The sequence below is a fragment of the Mesorhizobium sp. M1D.F.Ca.ET.231.01.1.1 genome (genome assembly GCF_003999155.2).
In the GTDB taxonomy this organism is placed as follows: Bacteria; Pseudomonadota; Alphaproteobacteria; order Rhizobiales; family Rhizobiaceae; genus Mesorhizobium.
The window spans coordinates 17,086-37,501 of the sequence record NZ_RZOZ02000019.1; the positions used below are offsets into that span (position 1 = coordinate 17,086).

The 20,416-nt window shown below is 65.4% G+C and carries 18 protein-coding genes; 13 read left to right on the plus strand and 5 right to left on the minus strand.

Annotated elements, in window-relative coordinates:
• The first annotated feature begins 297 nt into the window (after positions 1 to 297).
• Positions 298 to 570 carry an usg protein gene (locus EN874_RS30515; protein ID WP_126087012.1) on the plus strand — a complete coding sequence of 91 codons (273 nt, stop codon included), beginning with the start codon at positions 298 to 300 and terminating at the stop codon, positions 568 to 570.
• Positions 571 to 873: 303 nt separating this feature from the next.
• On the opposite strand, the gene EN874_RS30520 is transcribed toward EN874_RS30515, so the two are convergent.
• Together EN874_RS30520 and EN874_RS30525 are read right to left on the minus strand one after the other, a co-directional pair.
• Positions 874 to 1,908 carry an aldo/keto reductase gene (locus EN874_RS30520; protein WP_127428558.1) on the minus strand — a complete coding sequence of 345 codons (1,035 nt, stop codon included), beginning with the start codon at positions 1,906 to 1,908 and terminating at the stop codon, positions 874 to 876.
• Positions 1,909 to 1,976: 68 nt separating this feature from the next.
• Complete coding sequence (locus EN874_RS30525; RefSeq protein ID WP_127428559.1) at positions 1,977 to 3,164, minus strand: MFS transporter; 1,188 nt, start codon at positions 3,162 to 3,164, stop codon at positions 1,977 to 1,979.
• A gap of 122 nt (positions 3,165 to 3,286) precedes the next feature.
• Between EN874_RS30525 and EN874_RS30530 the strand changes: the two genes are divergently transcribed.
• Positions 3,287 to 4,192 carry a LysR family transcriptional regulator gene (locus tag EN874_RS30530; protein ID WP_127428560.1) on the plus strand — a complete coding sequence of 302 codons (906 nt, stop codon included), beginning with the start codon at positions 3,287 to 3,289 and terminating at the stop codon, positions 4,190 to 4,192.
• A 56-nt stretch (positions 4,193 to 4,248) separates the two neighbouring features.
• On the opposite strand, the gene EN874_RS30535 is transcribed toward EN874_RS30530, so the two are convergent.
• Both EN874_RS30535 and EN874_RS30540 read right to left on the minus strand, forming a co-directional pair.
• Entirely contained in the window at positions 4,249 to 5,298 is a 1,050-nt protein-coding gene (locus tag EN874_RS30535) for an aldo/keto reductase (protein ID WP_127428561.1), read from the minus strand.
• A gap of 138 nt (positions 5,299 to 5,436) precedes the next feature.
• Positions 5,437 to 6,102 (minus strand): YggS family pyridoxal phosphate-dependent enzyme, encoded by a 666-nt coding sequence (locus tag EN874_RS30540; RefSeq protein ID WP_127428562.1) that lies wholly within the window; start codon positions 6,100 to 6,102, stop codon positions 5,437 to 5,439.
• 146 nt (positions 6,103 to 6,248) lie between these two features.
• Here EN874_RS30540 and leuS point away from each other — a divergent pair, with 146 nt between their 5' ends.
• Together leuS and lptE are read left to right on the plus strand one after the other, a co-directional pair.
• Positions 6,249 to 8,876 carry a leucine--tRNA ligase gene (gene leuS / locus EN874_RS30545; RefSeq protein ID WP_127428563.1) on the plus strand — a complete coding sequence of 876 codons (2,628 nt, stop codon included), beginning with the start codon at positions 6,249 to 6,251 and terminating at the stop codon, positions 8,874 to 8,876.
• Entirely contained in the window at positions 8,863 to 9,438 is a 576-nt protein-coding gene (gene lptE / locus EN874_RS30550) for an LPS assembly lipoprotein LptE (RefSeq protein ID WP_127428564.1), read from the plus strand. Before leuS ends, lptE begins: the two co-directional genes overlap by 14 nt.
• 70 nt (positions 9,439 to 9,508) lie before the next feature.
• On the opposite strand, the gene fsa is transcribed toward lptE, so the two are convergent.
• The gene (gene fsa / locus EN874_RS30555; RefSeq protein WP_126087021.1) at positions 9,509 to 10,165 is read right to left on the minus strand and encodes a fructose-6-phosphate aldolase; all 657 of its coding nucleotides are present in this window, start codon (positions 10,163 to 10,165) and stop codon (positions 9,509 to 9,511) included.
• A gap of 88 nt (positions 10,166 to 10,253) precedes the next feature.
• Here fsa and EN874_RS30560 point away from each other — a divergent pair, with 88 nt between their 5' ends.
• The 9 genes from EN874_RS30560 (at position 10,254) to lepB (ending at position 20,413) form a co-directional block, all read left to right on the plus strand.
• Positions 10,254 to 12,437, plus strand: coding sequence for a primosomal protein N' (locus tag EN874_RS30560; RefSeq protein ID WP_127428565.1), 2,184 nt, complete (start codon positions 10,254 to 10,256; stop codon positions 12,435 to 12,437).
• Between the two features lie 34 nt (positions 12,438 to 12,471).
• Positions 12,472 to 13,167: an aspartate/glutamate racemase family protein gene (locus EN874_RS30565; RefSeq protein WP_127428566.1), complete on the plus strand. Its 696-nt coding sequence runs from the start codon at positions 12,472 to 12,474 to the stop codon at positions 13,165 to 13,167.
• 141 nt (positions 13,168 to 13,308) lie between these two features.
• The gene (locus EN874_RS30570) at positions 13,309 to 13,704 is read left to right on the plus strand and encodes a DUF4345 family protein (RefSeq protein ID WP_126087024.1); all 396 of its coding nucleotides are present in this window, start codon (positions 13,309 to 13,311) and stop codon (positions 13,702 to 13,704) included.
• 349 nt (positions 13,705 to 14,053) lie between these two features.
• Positions 14,054 to 14,614, plus strand: coding sequence for a F0F1 ATP synthase subunit delta (locus EN874_RS30575; RefSeq protein WP_127428567.1), 561 nt, complete (start codon positions 14,054 to 14,056; stop codon positions 14,612 to 14,614).
• Positions 14,614 to 16,143, plus strand: coding sequence for a F0F1 ATP synthase subunit alpha (gene atpA, locus EN874_RS30580; RefSeq protein ID WP_126087026.1), 1,530 nt, complete (start codon positions 14,614 to 14,616; stop codon positions 16,141 to 16,143). The genes EN874_RS30575 and atpA overlap by 1 nt, the downstream gene beginning before the upstream one ends.
• Before the next feature lie 29 nt (positions 16,144 to 16,172).
• Positions 16,173 to 17,057 carry a F0F1 ATP synthase subunit gamma gene (locus EN874_RS30585; protein WP_127428568.1) on the plus strand — a complete coding sequence of 295 codons (885 nt, stop codon included), beginning with the start codon at positions 16,173 to 16,175 and terminating at the stop codon, positions 17,055 to 17,057.
• A gap of 72 nt (positions 17,058 to 17,129) precedes the next feature.
• Positions 17,130 to 18,710, plus strand: a complete 1,581-nt coding sequence (gene atpD / locus EN874_RS30590; RefSeq protein WP_127428569.1) for a F0F1 ATP synthase subunit beta — start codon at positions 17,130 to 17,132, stop codon at positions 18,708 to 18,710.
• Between the two features lie 99 nt (positions 18,711 to 18,809).
• Positions 18,810 to 19,217 carry a F0F1 ATP synthase subunit epsilon gene (locus tag EN874_RS30595; protein WP_127428570.1) on the plus strand — a complete coding sequence of 136 codons (408 nt, stop codon included), beginning with the start codon at positions 18,810 to 18,812 and terminating at the stop codon, positions 19,215 to 19,217.
• Between the two features lie 233 nt (positions 19,218 to 19,450).
• Positions 19,451 to 20,413, plus strand: a complete 963-nt coding sequence (gene lepB, locus EN874_RS30600) for a signal peptidase I (RefSeq protein ID WP_127428571.1) — start codon at positions 19,451 to 19,453, stop codon at positions 20,411 to 20,413.
• Positions 20,414 to 20,416 lie beyond the last annotated feature (3 nt).

Here is a 20,416-nt window from a genome sequence, read left to right on the forward strand (position 1 = left end):
CCTCCGGAACCGTTCCGCCGGCTTGACGTGCCGGCGGCATCGCGGCGAAGCGGCCGCGAATTCGCGGGCATTATTAACAGTTCCGCCGTGACGGCAATATTAGACGTTGGATTCGCGCGGCGGGATGACGCAGGGGCAACCGCGAGACGCTGTCAGCACTCGGCTGCGGTCGCTGCTAAGCATATGTTTTTTCGTGACAAAACCGATGGCGACCACTAGAATATCAATAGACGGGTAAGCAATAGCGCGCACAATTTGGTGTTGGGAGGAAAGGAGAAATCAAGTCTGGGGGCTGCAATGCGCGATCATTCCGAAATGGACCTGATGCTCAGAGGCTATGGGCTGACCACGGCCAAAATCCTCTATCACTTTCCCGACCACCCGCATTTGCTGCAAAGCTTCATCTGGCAGGACTACGACATCGCGCCGAAGTTTCCGGTGCTGATCCGCTTCATCGAATTCTGGAAGACGAAGCTCGACGGTCCGCTGCATTCGGTCACCTACACGCACCAGAAGCTGATCGCGCCGAACGAGTGGCGGAAGGTGGATGGGGAGTTTTTGGTGCATTAGGAGCTGGCGCAGAGGTTCTCCGGACGTCGAGTACCTGGCGGAAACGCTCATCGCTTCGTCATCCACGGGCGGAGCAAGGAGCGAAGCGACGCGGCGCAGACCCGAGGATCCATTCCGTGACTTCGAAGCGTTGCGACGATCCAGAATTCTGGTCCGCCGCGTTCTACGATCAAGGTAACGGCATGGATCCTCGGGTCTTCGCGACGCCGCTTCGCGGCTGCTTCGCCCGTGGATGACGAAGCTCGGAGGCTGCGGCTAATCCCGAATGTTCACGACCGACTGATATGGACGGTCGCGACATAGTCACACCGCCGGCGGGTTGAGCCGGGCAAAGCCTTCCTGTCGCCGATAGGGGAAGTACGGGTAGGGCGCGGTCACCGCGCTTGCTTCATCGAGGGCCTGGACCTGCTCCGGCGTCAATGCCCAGCCGACGGCGCCGAGGTTCTGGCGCAATTGCTCCTCGTTGCGCGCGCCGATGATCACCGACGACACGCTCGGCCGCTGCAACAGCCAGTTGATGGCGACCTGCGGCACGGTCTTGCCGGTTTCCTCGGCGACGACCGCGAGCGCATCGACCACCCGGTGGAGATGCTCGTCCTCGACCGGCGGGCCGAAATCAGCGGTGTCGTGCAGACGGCTCTTCTCCGGCAGCGGCTGGCCGCGACGGATCTTGCCGGTCAGCCGGCCCCAGCCGAGCGGGCTCCACACCAGCGCGCCGACGCTCTGGTCGAGGCCAAGCGGCATCAGCTCCCATTCGTAGTCGCGTCCGACCAGCGAATAGTAGACCTGGTGCGCGACATAGCGCGGGTAGCCATGCCTGTCGGCCAGGCCGAGCGACTTCATCACCTGCCAGCCTGAGAAATTGGAGACGCCGACATAGCGCAGCTTGCCCGAGCGCACGAGGTCGTCCAGCGTCGACAGCACCTCCTCGATCGGCGTCCCGGCGTCGAAGGCATGGAGTTGCAAGAGGTCGATATAGTCGGTGCCGAGGCGTTTCAGCGCCGCGTCGACCGACCTGATCAGCCGTGAGCGCGACGAGCCGTAGTCGGCCGGGCCGTCGCCGATCGGCAGCGCGGTCTTGGTCGAGATCAGCACCGCGTCGCGACGGCCCTTGATCGCTTCGCCCAGTACCTCCTCCGAGGCGCCGTTCGAATAGACGTCGGCCGTGTCGAAGAGATTGACGCCGGCCTCCAGGCAGATGTCGACGAGCCGTCGCGCCTCTTGCGCGTCGCTGTTGCCCCAATGGCTGAACAGCGGCCCGGAACCGCCGAAGGTTCCGGTGCCGAAGGAAAGCGCCGGCACTTTCAGGCCGGAGGCGCCGAGACGTCGATAGTCCATGGTTTTGCTCCTTGTGATCTTGAGGGGGTGATCTTGAGGGGGTGATCTTGAGGGCGGATTTGGGCGGGTCAGCACTGCGCCGTGACCGGCGCGCCGATCGCACGGCCGCGCTCGAGGCGCAGCGCCAGAAGCACCACGGCGAGCGCCGCAAGCGGCACCAGGCCGGCGACAAGCGTGACGGCGCCGAGGCCCGGTCCGTGATCGATGACGAAGCCTCCGAGCCAGGCGCCGATCGCATTGCCGAGATTGAAGGCGGCGATGTTGAAGGACGAAGCGAGGCCCTGGCCGGCGCCCTTGGCCTTCTCCAGCACCCACATTTGCAGCGGGGCGACGGTGGCGAAGGCGGCCGCGCCCAAAAGGCCGACGGCAACGATCGCCGCAATCGGCTGATGGATGGCGGCGGTCATTGCGAACAGCACAGCCGACAGCGCGACCAGCGTGCCGATGACGGTCGGCACCAGGTACCGGTCGGCAAGGCGGCCGCCGAGAAGATTGCCGGCGACCAGCCCGCCGCCGAAGACGAGCAGGATCGGCGACACGGCTGCTTCGGAAAAGCCGCTGATGCGGGTGAGGATCGGCGCCATATAGGTGAAGGCGGCAAAGACGCCGACCCAGCTCAGCACCGTGGTCAACAGGCCGAGCAGCACCGGCCGGCGGCCCAGCACGGCCAGCGCGCCTTCGGAGCTCGCCTCGTCGTCGGGCGTGGCCGGCTCGTCGCGCGGCACCAGCAGCGCGATCACGGCAAAGGCGACAACGCCGACCAGGGCGACCGCAAGGAAGCTCGAGCGCCAGCCATAGGCCTGGCCGAGCCAGGTGCCGAACGGCACGCCGAGGATGTTGGCGACGGTGAGGCCGGTGAACATCAGCGCGATCGCCGAGGCCTTCCTGCTGGGCGCGACAAGACTGGTGGCGACGACCGAGCCGAGGCCGAAGAAGGAGGCGTGGGCGAAGGCGGTGAGCACACGCGCGGCCATCAGCGTCCAGTAGTCGGGCGCCAGCGCACAGGCGAGGTTGCCGATTGTGAAGACCACCATCAGGGCAAGCAGCAATGTCTTCTTCGCCAGGCGGCCGGTGAGCGCGCCGAGCAGCGGCGCACCGATGACGACGCCCAGCGCATAGCCGGAAATGAGCAGGCCCGCGTTCGAGATCGAGACGCCGAGATCGGCGCTGACGTCGAGCAGCAGGCCCATGATGACGAATTCGGTGACGCCGATGCCGAAGGCGCCGGCGGTGAGGGCATAAAGAGCAAGGGGCATGGCGGTGGTCCGATTGATCATGGAGGGACGCCCAATCCCGCGCCCCGGCCGCGAAGATCGTGATCCGCCAAGCTGTGAACCAGCCTTGCGCCAGGCATATTTTCTGTGAAATAGATTCATGAATGGCGAGGCCCGAAATCAACCGCTCCGGCGAGATCGAAGTGTTCGTCCGAGTCGTCGAGGCGGGCAGTTTTTCGGCCGCGGCGCGGGCTTTGCGCATGACACCGTCGGCGGTGAGCAAGCTGATCGCGCGGCTTGAGTCGCGGCTTGGCGCGCGTCTGGTCAGCCGCTCGACGCGCAAACTGCAACTCACGCCGGAGGGAACAGGCTTCTACGACAGCGGGATGCGCATCCTCGCCGATCTCGACGCGGCCGAGCGCGAGGCGGCGGCGGGCGCGGCGCCGCGCGGCAGGCTGAGGGTCAACAGCTATGTGCCGTTCGGCCAGCACCGGCTGATGGCGCTGTTGCCGCGTTTCGTGGAGCGTTACCCCGAGATTTTCGTCGAGGCGGTGCTGACCGACAGCGTCATCGACCTTCTGGAAGAGCGCGCCGATGTCGCCATCCGCGCCGGGCCGTTGCGCGAGTCACGGCTGGTGGCGCGCAAGCTCGGCCAGAGCCGGATGGTGCTGGTCGCGTCCCCTGCCTATCTGGAATCGCGCGGCACGCCGCGCGCGCTCTCCGATCTCACCCGCCATAACATGCTGGCCTTCGGCTTCGCCAGGCATATCGAGGGCTGGCCCTTCGTCGATGCGGCGGGCAAATCGATCATTCTGCCGATTGTCGGAAACATGTCGCTGACCGATGGCGAGGCGATGCGGCGGACGGCATTGGCAGGAGCCGGCATCGGGCGGCTGGCGCGCTGGCACGTCGAGCCCGACATTGCCGCCGGGCTGCTCGTGCCGTTGCTCGAGGGATTCAATCCCGGCGACGAGGAACCGACGCACGCCGTCTATGTCGGCCAGGGCAAGCATCTGCCAGCGAGGGTGCGGGCTTTCCTCGATTTTCTGGTCGAGACGGTACGGATATGAAAGGCCGCGCGTCCGGGAACGCGCGGCTCTGCTATTGCGGCTGATACCCTGGACGATCAGGTCTTCGGCACGAAAGGCGCGGGATGCCGGCCGGCGCCCTGCCGCTCCAGCATCCAGCCGGGATATTCGGAAGGCAGCGCGCTCACCTCGTCCAGCCTGGCGAGATCGTCGGCGTCGAGCTTCAGCCCGGTGGCGGCAAGGTTCTGCTCAAGCTGGTCCATGCGGCTGGCGCCGATGATGACGCTCATCACGAAGGGCTTGGCCAGCACATAGCCCAGCGCCACCGTGGCGACGCTGACATCGTGCTTCCTGGCGATCTCGCGCATGGCGGCGACCGCCGTCCAGGCGCGGTCCTCGTTGACCGGCGGGAAGTTGAAGGAAGCGCGGCGGCCCTCGCCATTGCCCGGCGCGCCCGGGCCGTATTTGCCCGAGAGCAGCCCGCCCGCCATCGGCGACCAGACCATGAGGCCGAGCTTCTCCTCGTTGATCAAAGGTACGATCTCGCGCTCGAGATCGCGGCCGGCGATGGAGTAATAGGACTGGACCGTCTCGAAGCGGGCATAGTCCTTGCGCTCGGCGATGCCCAGCGCCTTGGCGATGCGCCAGGCCTGCCAGTTGGAGACGCCGACATAACGGACCTTGCCGCCGGCGACGAGGTCGTCGAGCGCCCGCAGCGTCTCGTCGATCGGCGTCGCCGTATCGGTGCCATGCAGCTGGTAGAGGTCGATGTGATCGAGCTGCAGCCGCTCGAGGCTGGCGTCGATCGAATCCATGATGTGGCCGCGCGAGGAACCGCGCTCGTTCGGTCCGCTGCCCATGGCGCCGTGGACCTTGGTGGCGATGACGACGTCCGAACGCTTGACGCCGAGATCCTTGAGCGACTGGCCGAGCAGCCGCTCTGACTGGCCGAAGGAGTAGACGTCGGCGGTGTCGAAGAAATTGACGCCGGCGGCGATCGAGCGGCCCACGATCTCGTTCACGCCTTTCTGGTCGAGGCTGGCGATGAGGCCCCATTGAGCATTCTCGCCGGCGGCGCCGAAGGTCATGGTGCCGAGGCAGAGTTCGGAGACGAACAGGCCGGTATTGCCAAGCTGGTTGTAGCGCATGATGGAAGTCTCCCGGAGCGTGTTGAATGACACGAGGGATATAGGAACGCACCGTTTCGTTTCAACCGCTGGCGCAACGATATCGCTCGGCTGGCCGGCCTATGACGAGATCGTGAAAGGAAAGTCGCGCGGAGACGCCTAGGTTCGACTGCCGAAGATCGCCGAGCCGACCCTGACGCTGGTCGCGCCGAAGGCGATCGCGGTCTCGTAATCGCCGGACATGCCCATCGAGAGCCTTGCTACTCCGGCCTCGCGGGCGATCTTTTCTAGAAGCGCGAAATGCGGGCCGGGATTCTCGTCGGCCGGCGGAATGCACATCAGGCCTTCGATGGCGAGGCCGTGTACCTCGCGGCACCGCTTGACGAAGGTGGCGGCCTCGCGCGGCTCGAACCCGGCCTTTTGCGGCTCGGAGCCGGTGTTGACCTGGACGTAGAGTTTTGGCGCCCGGCCCTGCCTGGCGGTTTCCCTGGCGAGCTCGACGGCGATCTTCTCGCGGTCGACCGTCTCGATGACGTCGAAAAGCGCCACCGCTTCCCTGGCCTTGTTGGACTGCAGCGGGCCGATCAGATGCAATTCGATGTCGGGAAATGCTTCCTTCAGCGCCGGCCATTTCGCCTGCGCTTCCTGCACGCGGTTCTCGCCGAAGACCCGCTGGCCGGCCTCGATCACAGGGCGAATGTCTTCGGCCGCGAAGGTCTTCGACACCGCGACCAGCGTGACTGCGCCCGGGTCGCGCCTGGCCTCGCGCTCGGCCTTCGCGATCCTCGCCTTGACCGCGAGAAGCTGTTCGACGGCACTCGTCATGCCCATATCCTGCCTATAGTTTTAGCGCCAACGCCGGGTCGCCGCAGTTGACGGGTCCGGCAATCCATGGTGAACACCGCGACGACATTTCCTCGGCCGCCGGCCTTGTCCGGCGCCGCGTACCGCTTTTAAGTGAAAAACATCCGATGGCAACCGAACGATACAATCCGCGCACGTCAGAGCCCAAATGGCAGAAGGCCTGGGCCGAAAAGAAGCTGTTCGAGGCCAGGAACGACGATCCGAAGCCGAAATACTACGTGCTCGAGATGTTCCCTTATCCGTCGGGGAAGATCCATATCGGCCACACCCGCAACTATACGATGGGCGACGTGGTGGCGCGCTACAAGCGCGCCAAGGGCTTCAATGTGTTGCACCCGATGGGCTGGGACGCCTTCGGCATGCCGGCCGAGAACGCGGCGATGCAGAACAAGGTCCATCCCAAGGACTGGACCTATGAGAACATCGCCGTCATGCGCGAGCAGCTCAAGATGATGGGCCTGTCGCTCGACTGGGCGCGCGAGTTCGCGACCTGCGACGTCGACTACTATCACCGCCAGCAGATGCTGTTCCTCGACTTCGTCGAGAAGGGGCTGGTGACGCGCAAATCCTCCAAGGTCAACTGGGACCCGGAGGACATGACGGTGCTCGCCAACGAGCAGGTCATCGACGGCCGCGGCTGGCGCTCGGGCGCGCTGGTCGAACAGCGCGAGCTGACGCAGTGGTTCTTCAAGATCACCGAATTCGCGCAGGATCTGCTGGAATCGCTCAACCTGCTCGAGGAGTGGCCGGAAAAGGTCAAGCTGATGCAGCACAACTGGATCGGCCGCTCGGAAGGGCTGCTGATCCGCTGGCCGCTGGCGGCAGCAGCGGGCGACATGCATGAGCTCGAAGTCTACACGACCCGGCCCGACACCATCTTCGGCGCCTCCTTCATGGCGGTCGCCGCGGACCATCCGCTGGCGAAAAAGGCCGCCGAGAGCAATGTCGAGCTGGCAAAGTTCATTGACGAGGTCCGCCATATGGGCACCTCGGTGGCGGCGCTCGAGACGGCCGAGAAGAAGGGCTTCGACACCGGCATCCGCGTCGTCCATCCGTTCGACGAGAACTGGACGCTGCCGGTCTACGTCGCCAATTTCGTGCTGATGGAATACGGCACCGGCGCCATCTTCGGCTGTCCGTCGGGCGACCAGCGCGACCTCGACTTCGCCAATAAATACGGCCTGCCGGTGATCCCCGTGGTGATGCCGGAAGGCGAAAATCAAGGAAGCTTCCAGATCATCGAGGAGGCCTATGACGGCGACGGCGTGATGATCAATTCGCGCTTCCTCGACGGCATGAAGCCCGAGCGGGCCTTCGACGAGGTGGCGAAGCTGCTCGAGCAGAAGACGATCGGCGGCCGGCCGATGGCGGAGCGCAAGGTGAATTTCCGCCTGCGCGACTGGGGCATCTCGCGCCAGCGCTACTGGGGCTGCCCGATCCCGATGATCCATTGCGAAGCCTGCGGCGTGGTGCCGGTGCCGAAGGCCGACCTGCCGGTCCGGCTGCCCGACGACATCGAGTTCGATCGTCCGGGCAATCCGCTCGACCGCCACCCCACCTGGCGGCATGTCAAATGCCCGCAATGCGGACGCGACGCGCGCCGCGAGACCGACACGATGGACACCTTCGTCGACTCGTCGTGGTATTTCGCGCGCTTCACCGCGCCCTGGGCCAACGAGCCGACCGAGCCGAAGGCGGCCGACGAATGGCTGGCGGTCGACCAGTATATCGGCGGCATCGAGCACGCGATCCTGCATCTGCTCTATTCGCGCTTCTTCACCCGCGCCATGCGCGAGACCGGCCATCTCAATCTCGCCGAGCCGTTCAAGGGCTTGTTCACGCAAGGCATGGTCGTGCACGAGACCTATCGCGTCGGCGGCTCGTCGACCAATGGGCGCTGGCTGTCGCCGAGCGAGGTCAGGATCGAGGATGTCAGCGGCAAGCGTCGTGCCATCGAGATCGCCACCGGCGAGGAGGCGACGATCGGCGCGCTCGAGAAGATGTCGAAGTCGAAGAAGAACACGGTGAGCCCGGAAGAAATCACCGATGGCTACGGCGCCGACACAGCGCGCTGGTTCATGCTGTCGGACTCGCCACCCGAACGCGACGTCGAATGGACCGATGATGGCGCGGCCGGCGCGCATCGCTTCGTCCAGCGCATCTGGCGCCTGGTGCAGATCGCGGCCGAGCAGCTCGCCGGCGTCAAGCCGGCTGCGGCGAGGGACGGCGAGGCGGGCGCCGTTTCCAAGGCTGCGCACAAGACCCTGAAGGCTATCGGCGAGGACATCGAGAAGCTCGGCTTCAACCGCGCCATCGCCCGCATCTACGAGCTTGCCAACGCGCTGACCACGCCGCTCAACGACGTCGCCGAAGGCAAGGCCGACGCGGCGCTGAAAGCCGCCTGCCGCGAGGCGGTGGAGATCCTGGTGAATGTGATCGCGCCGGTGATGCCGCATCTGGCCGAGGAATGCTGGGAGGCTCTGGGCGGCACGCACATGGTCGCGGAACGGCCGTGGCCGATCTACGACCCGGCTTTGGTCGTCGACAACGAGATCGTGCTGCCGGTGCAGGTCAACGGCAAGAAGCGCGGGGATTTGACAATTGCCCGCGACGCGGATCAAGGTGCCGTCGAAAAAGCGGTGCTGGCTCTCGACTTCGTGCAAAAAGCGCTCGATGGTAAGGCCCCGCGCAAGGTGATCATCGTCCCGCAGAGGATCGTCAATGTCGTTGCCTGATCCGGAAAAGTCACAGGCGGCGCGTTTGCTGCGCCGCGCGGCTCTCTGCGGGCTGGTCGCTTCGCTGGCCTTGGTCTCGGCCTGCACGGTGCGGCCACTCTATTCCAGCCAGCCGCTCACCGTTGGCTCACCGGTCGCCGCCGCCGCCGAGCTGGCATCGATCTCGATCAAGCCGGTCGGCACGCGCTACGGCCAGCAGGTGCGCAACAATCTGATCTTCGCTTTCGGCCAGGGCTCGGGCGAGCCTGCCTCGCCCGCCTATACGCTCGATCTCGGCGTCACCGAGCTGGTCGAGTCGGCGGCCATCGTTCAGGTGCAGACCGAAGAGGACGAGCCGACGGCGGGCACCGTGACGCTCACCGCCAATTATGTGCTGCGGGATGCGACCGGTGCGGTGGTAGCGGTCGGCAAGCGCTCGATCCCGTCGTCCTTCGACCGGCCGCGCCAGGAGTTCGCGGCTTACCGGGCGCAGATCGACGCCGAGAACCGCGCCGCGCGCGAGCTTGCCGATCTGCTGCGCCTCGCAATTGCTCAGGACCTGGCCAAGCACAAGAAGGCCTGACCGGCACTGACACTGGGTCACAAAAGAAAAAAGGCCGGTTGCCCGGCCTTTTTCTATTCGGCGTACCGTCTCAGCCGATCTTCTGGCCGGTCTTGGCCCAGTCGGCGAGGAAGGCCGCGAGGCCCTTGTCGGTCAGCGGATGGCTGACCAGCGCCCTCAGCGTCGCCGGCGGGGCCGTCACCACGTCGGCGCCGATGAGCGCCGCCTGCTTGACGTGGTTCACCGTGCGCACCGAAGCGGTCAGGATCTCGGTCTTGAAGTCGTAGTTGTCGTAGATGGTGCGGATTTCCGAGATCAGCTCCATGCCGTCCGAGCCGGTATCGTCGATGCGGCCGACGAAGGGCGAGATGAAGGAGGCGCCGGCCTTGGCGGCAAGCAGGGCCTGGTTGGCCGAGAAGCAGAGCGTCACGTTGACCATGCGGTTCATTTGGGTGCGGATCGTCTTGCAGGCCTTCAGCCCATCCAGCGTCAGCGGCACCTTGATGCAGACATTCGGCGCGATCTTGGCCAGCACCTCGGCCTCGGCCATCATCTGGTTGAACTCGGTTGCCACGACCTCGGCCGAGACCGGGCCTTCGACGATGTCGCAGATCTGCTTCGTCACCTCGGAAATCTTGCCGCCCGATTTCAGGATCAGCGAGGGGTTGGTGGTGACGCCATCGAGCAGCCCCAGGTCGTTCAGCTCCTTGATCTCCTTGATGTCGGCGGTGTCGACGAAAAACTTCATGGCGGTCTCCTTGGATTCCTGGTGCCGGTCCGGCACGTTCGAGAGTCACCCTTTGATCTAGAGCAAAGTCGGGGCAAGGTCACGCCTCATGATCGAAGATTCGCCCTTTGTCGCGGCCGCACCGGTGCTGGTGCCGATGCCGGCCGAACGGCCCTACACCTATGCCGTGCCGCCCGGCATGCGTGTGGTGCCGGGCTCGATCGTGCGCGTGCCGCTCGGACCCAGGCAGGTCGCAGGCGTCGTCTGGGACGGCGTCGTCGAGACCGTCGACCCGAAGAAGCTGCGGCCGATCGAGGAGGTCTTCGACTGCCCGCCGATCGACAGGGCGATGCGCCGCTTCGTCGACTGGATCGCGCAATACACGCTCTCTGCCCCAGGCATGGTGGCGCGCATGCTGCTCCGCGCCCCCGAAGCCTTCGATCCGGAGCCCTGGATCGAAGGACTGCAGCGCACGCTTGCCGAGCCCGACCGGTTGACCGACGCGCGGCGGCGCGTGCTCGAAACGGCGGAGGGCGGCCTGGCCTGGACGCGCTCCGGGCTGGCGCATGCGGCGGGCGTCTCCTCGACCGTCATCGACGGGTTAAGGGCGCAAGGCGTGTTCGAGACGGTGATGATCCCGCCAAGGCCCGTGGTGGCGGCGCCCGATCCCGGCCATGCCGTGCCCGAACTGATGCCGGACCAGAGGGCGGCGGCCGACAAGCTTCGAGCCACCGTCGCCGCCGACGCCTTCAACGTCACCCTGCTCGACGGCGTCACCGGATCCGGCAAGACGGAAGTCTATTTCGAGGCGGTGGCGGCGGCGCTCGACAAGGGCAGGCAGGTGCTGATCCTGCTGCCGGAAATCGCGCTCACCCATGCCTTCCTCGAACGTTTCCAGGATCGATTCGGCGCCAAGCCGGCGGAATGGCATTCCGACCTGCCGCCACGGATGCGCGAACGCGTCTGGCGGCAGGTGGCGGAAGGCGGCGTGCGCGTCGTTGCCGGCGCGCGGTCGGCGTTGTTCCTGCCGTTCAAGGAACTCGGCCTGATCGTCGTCGACGAAGAGCACGACCCGGCCTACAAGCAGGAGGATCGCGTCTTCTACAACGCCCGCGACATGGCGGTGGTGCGCGGCCATATCGGGACCTTCCCGGTGGTGCTCGCCTCGGCGACGCCTTCGGTCGAGAGCCGGGTCAACGCCAGCCAGGGCCGCTACCATCGCGCGGTGCTGTCGTCGCGCTTCGCCGAGGCGGCGCTGCCTGACCTCAAATCGATCGACATGCGCCGCGCGCCGCCGGCGCGCGGCGGTTTCCTGTCGCCCCTCCTTCTGGAGCAGATGCAGCGCACGCTGGAGAAACAAGAGCAGTCGCTGCTCTTCCTCAACCGGCGCGGCTATGCGCCGCTGACGCTCTGCCGCGTCTGCGGCCATCGCTTCGGCTGCCCGGTCTGCTCGGCCTGGCTGGTCGAGCACCGCTTTCGCGGCCAGCTCGTCTGCCATCACTGCGGGCACAACGAGCGGCGGCCGGAGGCGTGCCCCGAATGCGGCACGCTTGATCATCTTGTTGCCTGCGGGCCAGGCGTCGAGCGCATCGCCGAGGAAGTGGTGGGCCATTTTCCCGAGGCGCGCACCATCGTGCTGTCATCCGACCTTCTTGGCGGCGTGCGCCGGCTGCGGCTCGAGCTCGAGGCTGTCGCCAATGGCGAGGCCGACATCGTCATCGGCACGCAGCTTGTCGCCAAGGGCCACAATTTTCCCGGCATGACGCTGGTCGGCGTGGTCGACGCCGATCTCGGCCTTGCCAACGGCGATCCGCGCGCCGCCGAGCGCACCTTCCAGCTGCTCAGCCAGGTGACGGGGCGCGCCGGCCGCACCGGCAAGAAAAGCCTCGGCCTCTTACAGACCTACCAGCCCGACCATCCGGTGATGCGGGCGATCGTCTCGGGCGATTCGGAAGCCTTCTACGAGCGCGAGATCGCCGAACGCGAGCGGGCGGCGCTGCCGCCTTTCGGCCGGCTCGCCGGCATCATCGTCAGCGCCGCGACACGGGGCGAGGCCGAAGGCCACGCGCGAGGATTGAGACGGGCGGCGCCACAAGCCTTCGATCTCTTCGTGCTCGGCCCGGCGGAGGCGCCGCTGTCGCTGATCGGCGGCCGCCACCGCTTTCGCCTGCTGGTCCAGGGCGAGCGGCGCGCCGACATGCAGGGCTTCATTCGCGCCATGCTGGCGGATGGGCCGAAGCTGCGCGGCTCGGTGCGGGTGCAGGTCGACATCGACCCGCAGAGCTTTCTGTGAGAGACATCTTGCAATCCTGCTGGAGCACTCCCTTATGAAAACCCTTGGCCTCATCGGCGGCATGAGCTGGGAATCGACCGCGATCTATTATCGCCTGCTCAACGAGATCGTGCGCGAGCGTCTCGGCGGGCTGCATTCGGCGAAGCTCTTGCTGTGGTCGTTCGATTTCGCCGAGATCGCCGAACGCCAGCACGCGGGCGATTGGGATGGCGCCGGCGCCCTTCTCGTCGAGGCGGCGCTCGGGCTGGAAGCGGGCGGCGCGCAAGGCCTGGTGATCTGCACCAACACCATGCACAAAGTTGCCGATAATGTGGCGGCGGCGGTGTCGATCCCGCTCATCCACATTGCCGATGCCACGGCGCGCGCTGTCGTCCACGCCGGCGTGAAGCGCCCGGCGTTGCTCGCGACGCGCTTCACCATGGAGCAGGATTTCTACAAGGGGCGGCTCGCCGACAAATATGACTTGCGGCCGGTGGTGCCGAATAAGGCAGGTCGCGACTTGGTGCACAAGGTGATCTACGACGAGCTCTGCCAGGGCATCGTCAAGGAGGACTCGAAGGCCGCCTATATCGCCGAGGTCGGCCGCCTGCGGCGCGACGAAAAGATCGACGGCCTCATCATGGGCTGCACAGAGATCACCATGCTGATCGGCCAGGGCGACTTCGACATCCCGGTGTTCGACACCACGCGCATCCATGCCGAGGCCGCGATCGATTTCACGCTCTCCTGACCGGATACCCTCCTGATCGGGCGCTCGCCTGATTCGGGGTTCTTGATGCGCCTTCTCTAAATGTGCCGGCCGCCATCTGGCGCGCGGCTTTTCCTCAGCTAGAATGCCGGCAATTTCAAACAAGAATCTACAGGGGGAAGGATGGAATTCGCGTTTCCGTGGCCCGCGAGCCAAGGCGAGTGGCTGGCATGGTCGAGCGCTGTCGTCACCCTGCTCATCGGCCTCGTCCTGTTCCTGGCGCCGAACCTCGCATTCCGAATCCTGCGTCTGCAGGCAAAGCCCGAGAAGGCGGCGGCGATCGCCGAGGGGCGCGGCCGCATGTCGGGCTTCTATCTCGGTGTCAGCCTGTGCTGCATTCTTTTGGCGCAGCCGCTGCTCTATATGGCGCTCGGCTTCTCCTGGCTGTTCACCGCTTTCGGTCGGCTTCTGTCGATGATGTCGGACGGCGCCAACACCCCTTTCAACTGGGCTTCCATCGTGGTTGAATTGGTGCTGGCGGCGCTGCCGCTGGCCTTTGCCTTCGGCTTCGTGCCGTGAATTCATGACCAGCGCGTCGCGCTGAAACGGATTCAAGCGACGCGCTTCAGGTTCTTGTTTCGATGCATGTCGTTCCCCAAAAACCGCCGCACACTTTTGGGCGACATGCATTAATCCGGCGCTTGGAGTTGGCCTTCGCCGGCTGATGCGACAAAAGTGCCTGAAAACCATGCCGGACGATGCATTGCGGTCTTAAAAGGCCTGTGCTAGACGGCAATCGACTTTCGGCCGGGGATAGCGGAAGCCATCCTTCCGTGCTTGGAAAAATCGCAGTAAGGTCAAAGATTTAGCCAGAGTTTTCGCTCGCGCCAACAATCTGCGGCCTGTCAGACAAGAGAAAAGACGGTCCGTGGCCCAATCGTCATCGCCAATCTCAGCTGTCGCAGAACGCTATGCCAGCTCGCTGTTCGAGCTCGCGCTGCAGGAAAATTCGGTCGCCAAGGTCGAGACCGACCTCAACGATTTCGAGGCGATGCTCAACGGCAGCGCCGACCTTGCCCGGCTGATCAACAGCCCGGTGTTCTCCAGCGACGATCAGGCCAAGGCGATCGGCGCGATCATCGCCAAGGCCAGGATCACCGGCCTCGTCGGCAACTTCCTGCGCGTCGTCGCCAACAACCGCCGCCTGTTCGCCGTGCCCGGCATGATCAAGGCGTTCCGCCAGATCGCCGCCGACCATCGCGGCGAGGCGTCCGCCGAGGTCACCTCGGCGCACGCGCTGACCGATGCGCAGCAGGCCGAGCTCAAGGCGACGCTGAAGAGCATCGCCGGCAAGGACGTGGCCATCGCCATGACCGTCGACCCGTCGCTGCTCGGCGGCATGATCGTCAAGATGGGCTCGCGCCAGATCGATACGTCGCTCAAAACCAAACTCAATTCGCTCAAGCTTGCACTGAAAGAGGTCGGCTGATGGACATCCGCGCCGCGGAAATTTCCGCAATTCTGAAAGACCAGATCAAGAATTTCGGCAAGGAGGCCGAGGTCTCCGAAGTCGGTCAGGTTCTGTCCGTCGGTGACGGCATCGCCCGCGTCTACGGCCTCGACAACGTCCAGGCCGGCGAGATGGTCGAATTCCCGGGCGGCATCCGCGGCATGGCGCTGAACCTCGAAGCCGACAATGTCGGCGTCGTCATCTTCGGCAACGACCGCGACATCAAGGAAGGCGACACCGTCAAGCGCACCGGCGCCATCGTCGACGTTCCGGTCGGCCCCGGCCTGCTCGGCCGCGTGGTCGACGCGCTCGGCAATCCGATCGACGGCAAGGGCCCGATCAAGGCCACCGAACGCCGCCGCGTCGACGTCAAGGCGCCCGGCATCATTCCGCGCAAGTCGGTGCATGAGCCGATGTCGACCGGTCTCAAGGCCATCGACGCGCTGATCCCGGTCGGCCGCGGCCAGCGCGAGCTGGTCATCGGCGACCGCCAGACCGGCAAGACCGCCATCATCCTCGACACGATGCTGAACCAGAAGTCGGTGCACGACAACGGCCCCGAGAAGGAGAAGCTCTACTGCGTCTACGTCGCCGTCGGCCAGAAGCGCTCGACCGTCGCGCAGTTCGTCAAGGTGCTGGAGGAGCGCGGCGCGCTCGACTACTCCATCATCATCGCGGCCACCGCGTCCGACCCGGCGCCGATGCAGTTCCTGGCGCCGTTTGCCGGCTGCACGATGGGCGAGTATTTCCGCGACAACGGCATGCATGCGCTGATCAGCTATGACGATCTGTCGAAGCAGGCCGTCGCCTATCGCCAGATGTCGCTGCTGCTGCGCCGCCCGCCGGGCCGCGAAGCCTATCCGGGCGACGTCTTCTACCTGCACTCGCGCCTGCTCGAGCGCGCCGCCAAGCTCAACGACGACAACGGCAACGGCTCGCTGACCGCCCTGCCGATCATCGAGACGCAGGCCAACGACGTGTCGGCCTACATCCCGACCAACGTGATCTCGATCACCGACGGCCAGATCTTCCTCGAAACCAACCTGTTCTTCCAGGGCATCCGCCCGGCGGTGAATGTTGGTCTGTCGGTGTCGCGCGTCGGTTCCTCGGCGCAGATCAAGGCGATGAAGCAGGTCGCCGGCTCGATCAAGGGCGAGCTCGCGCAGTACCGCGAAATGGCGGCCTTCGCGCAGTTCGGTTCCGACCTCGACGCCGCCACGCAGCGCCTGCTCAACCGCGGTTCGCGCCTGACGGAGTTGCTCAAGCAGCCGCAGTTCTCGCCGCTCAAGGTCGAGGAGCAGGTCGCGGTGATCTTTGCCGGCGTCAACGGCTATCTCGACAAGCTGGCGCTCAACCAGGTCGGCAAGTTCGAGCATGGCCTGCTCAGCCACATGCGCTCGGCCGGCAAGGACGTGCTCGATGGCATCCGCAACGAGAAGGCGCTGTCGGACGACCTGCGCGCCAAGCTGAAGGCGGAAATCGACGCCTTCGCCAAGACCTTTGCTTGAACGAAGCCGGACGGGATCGGGTTTGAAGCATGGCTTCGTTAAAAGACCTTCGTAACCGTATCGCCTCGGTCAAGGCGACGCAGAAGATCACCAAGGCGATGCAGATGGTCGCCGCGGCGAAGCTGCGTCGCGCGCAGGAAGCAGCGGAAGCGGCCAGGCCCTATTCCGAGCGGATGGGCGCGGTGCTGGCCAACATCACCCAGGCGATCGGCGGCGGCGGCGATGCTCCGGCGCTGATGACCGGCACCGGCAGGGACGATGTGCATCTGCTCATCGTCTGCACCGCCGAGCGCGGCCTGTGCGGCGGCTTCAACTCGCAGATCGCTCGCCTTGCCCGCGACCACATTCGTAAGCTTCTGGCCGACGGCAAGCAGGTCAAGATCATCTGCGTCGGCAAGAAGGGTTTTGACATCCTGCGCCGCGACTACGGCTCGCTGATCCTCGAACGCGTCGATCTGCGCGAGGTCAAGACGCTCGGCTTCGTCAACGCCGACGCGATCGCGCGCAAGGTGATCAACCTGTTCAACCAGAATGGCTTTGACGTCTGCACGCTGTTCTACTCGCAGTTCAAGTCGGTGATCAGCCAGATCCCGACGGCGCAGCAGATCATCCCGGCGGCCCAGGCTTCCGCCGCCGCCGAGACGAGCAACGGCGCCACCGCCGTCTACGAATACGAGCCGGAGCCGGGCGAGATCCTCTCCGACCTCATCCCGCGCAACATCGCGGTGCAGATCTTCCGGGCGCTGCTGGAAAACGCGGCCGGCGAGATGGGCGCCAAGATGAGCGCTATGGACAATGCGACGCGCAACGCCGGCGACATGATCAACAGGCTGTCGATCACCTACAACCGCCAGCGGCAGGCGCAGATCACCAAGGAACTGATCGAAATCATTTCGGGCGCCGAGGCGCTCTAAGCACGCGCCGCGCGGGGCGATGACCTCGCGGCGGACGGCGTGAGTAATAGATAGACGAAAAGGGCAAAGACGATGGCGAAAGCAGCTACCCCGAAGACCGCCGCCAAGGCGGCACCGGCCCCCAAGGCGGCAAAGGCCCCGGCAGCAGCGGCGAAGGCCGCTCCGGCCAACAAGGCGGCCGCTCCGGCCAAGGCAGCGGCGCCCGCCAAGGCGGCCAGCGTTGCGGCGAAGCGGGTCGGCGCCGCCGGCAAGGTCCGCCAGGTCATCGGCGCCGTCGTCGACGTGCAGTTCGAAGATCATCTGCCGGCCATTCTGAATGCGCTCGAAACCGACAATGTCGGCAACCGCCTGGTGCTCGAGGTCGCCCAGCATCTCGGCGAGAACACCGTGCGCTGCATCGCCATGGACTCGTCCGAAGGTCTGGTCCGCGGCCAGGACGTCTTCGACACCGGCGGCCCGATCTCGGTTCCGGTCGGCCCGGGCATGCTCGGCCGCATCATCAACGTCATCGGCGAGCCGGTCGACGAAGCCGGCCCGGTCGACGCCGTCGAACTGCGCGCCATCCACCAGCCGGCGCCGGCCTATGTCGACCAGTCGACGGAAGCTCAGATCCTGGTCACCGGCATCAAGGTTCTCGACCTGCTCGCTCCTTACGCCCGCGGCGGCAAGATCGGCCTGTTCGGCGGCGCCGGCGTCGGCAAGACCGTGCTGATCCAGGAGCTGATCAACAACGTCGCCAAGGCGCACGGCGGCTTCTCGGTGTTCGCCGGCGTCGGCGAGCGCACCCGCGAAGGCAACGACCTCTATCACGAGTTCATCGAATCGGGCGTCAACAAGAAGGGCGGCGGCCAGGGTTCGAAGGCCGCGCTGGTCTACGGCCAGATGAACGAGCCGCCGGGCGCGCGCGCCCGCGTCGGCCTGACCGGCCTCACCGTCGCGGAGTATTTCCGCGACCAGGGCCAGGACGTGCTGTTCTTCGTCGACAACATCTTCCGCTTCACGCAGGCTGGCTCGGAAGTGTCGGCGCTGCTCGGCCGAATTCCGTCGGCGGTGGGCTATCAGCCGACGCTGGCCACCGACATGGGCGCGCTGCAGGAGCGCATCACGACGACGACCAAGGGCTCGATCACCTCGGTGCAGGCGATCTACGTTCCGGCCGACGATCTGACCGACCCGGCGCCGGCGACCTCCTTCGCCCACCTCGACGCCACCACCGTGCTCAACCGCGCGATTTCGGAAAAGGGCATCTACCCGGCCGTCGATCCGCTGGACTCGACCTCGCGCATGCTCGACCCGATGGTCGTCGGCGAGGAGCACTACCAGGTCGCCCGTCAGGTGCAGTCGATCCTGCAGCGCTACAAGTCGCTGCAGGACATCATCGCGATCCTTGGCATGGACGAGCTGTCGGAAGAGGACAAGCAGACGGTTGCCCGCGCCCGCAAGATCGAGCGCTTCCTGTCGCAGCCGTTCTTCGTCGCCGAAGTGTTCACCGGCTCGCCGGGCAAGCTGGTCGACCTCGCCGACACCATCAAGGGTTTCAAGGGCCTCTGCGCCGGCGACTACGATCACCTGCCGGAGGCAGCCTTCTACATGGTCGGCGGCATCGAGGAAGCGGTCGAGAAGGCACAGCGCCTGGCGGCTGAAGCGGCGTAATCTAGCGAATAGCGAATAGGGAGTAGCGAATAGGGATCAGTGGGCCAGCCGAGTTACTTCACTACTCGCTACTCGCTATTCCCTACTCGCTAGACAGGCATGGCTGAAGCTTTCAAGTTCGAACTGGTCTCGCCGGAGCGGCTGCTCGTTTCCGAGCAGGTCGAGTTCGTCGTCATCCCGGGTGCCGAAGGCGAGATGACCGTCCTGGCGCAGCACGCTCCGGTCATGACGACGATCAAACCGGGCGTCGTCACGGTGAAGACCGCGGCCGGCAAGGAAGAGCGCTATGTCGTGTTCGGCGGCTTCGCCGACATCCTGCCTTCCGGCTGCACGCTGCTCGCCGAATCGGCGACGCATGTGAACGACATCGACCGCGCCGATATCGCCCGCCGCATCCAGGAGGCCAGGGAAGACGCGGCCGACGCCAAGGACGACGAGAGCCGCGCCAAAGCCGAGCAGTTCCTCAACCAACTCACCACGCTGGAAGGCGCGCTGCTGCCGGCCTGAAATCGGCTTCAGACAATAGGTGGAAAAAGGCGGGGCTTGCCCCGCTTTTTTGTTTGCCCGGTTTTCTCCTTTGATGGACAGTCCGCCCTGCTTGTCGGAGCGTCTTGCCGTTTCACGGAACCGGCGAGCCGCTCTATCACCTTGTCTTGACGCAATCCCTGACGGAAAGTTACGGCGAAGGCGCCGAACTCAATCGCTTCGCACTTTTCCTGGAATTGCTCTGGGGGCGCCGGATGTCCAGCGAATCAGGCTCACGATCCAGATGGTCGACGGCGCTCGTGTCGGTGTTCGGCGGGCCGTTCGGCGGCTTCCTGTGGATCGGCGCCGGTTGGTTGGCTGTCGCCTGGCTTGTCGGGGTGGGCCTGGCTGAGTTGGCTGTCTGCTATGTCGGCTTTCCGGTCTTTCCGGGCGTCAAGCTTGCCTGGGCCGTCAACCTTGCGCGGCTCGGTCTGGCGGTCCTGTCGGTCGTGATCGTCGTTCCCTTCGCGTCGCGTTTCAGGCCCGACAAATGGTACGCGCGCGGGCTCTGGGTGCTGATCCTTGTTCTTCTCGTCTCCTATGGCGCCGCGCTGGCGGTCCGCACATTCCTGGTCCAGCCATTCTCGATGCGGTCCGGCAGCATGGAGCCGACACTTGAGGCCGGCGACTATCTGTTCGCCTCCAAATCCGCTTATGGCTATGGCCGCTACAGCTTTCCCTTCGGGCTGATCCCGATCCAGGAGCGGGTTCTCGGCGGCCTGCCGAAGCGAGGAGACGTGATGGTGTTCAGGCCGCGCAGCAATCCGGACACGGACTATATCAAGCGCATCGTCGGCCTGCCGGGGGACCGGATCCAGATGGTCGACGGCCGGCTCTACATCAACCGCGTCGCCGTCAAGCTCGAGGATCTCGGCGACTATTCCACCGCGGAGATCCCCTCGGCCAGGCTGCAGCGCGAGACGCTGCCGGAAGGCGTGTCCTATCTGGTGATCGACTATGATGTGAGCTCGGTCGGCGACGACACGCCGGAAATCACGGTGCCGGCGGGAGAGTATTTCATGCTCGGCGACAACCGCGACAACTCCGCCGACAGCCGCTTCACCATCGGCACGGTGCCTTACGCAAATCTGGTCGGCAAGGCCGTGCGCCTGTTCTGGAATTCGAACGGGATCGACTATGCCGCGCGGCAGGTCGTGAACGGTTCGGCCCGCGAATAGGCG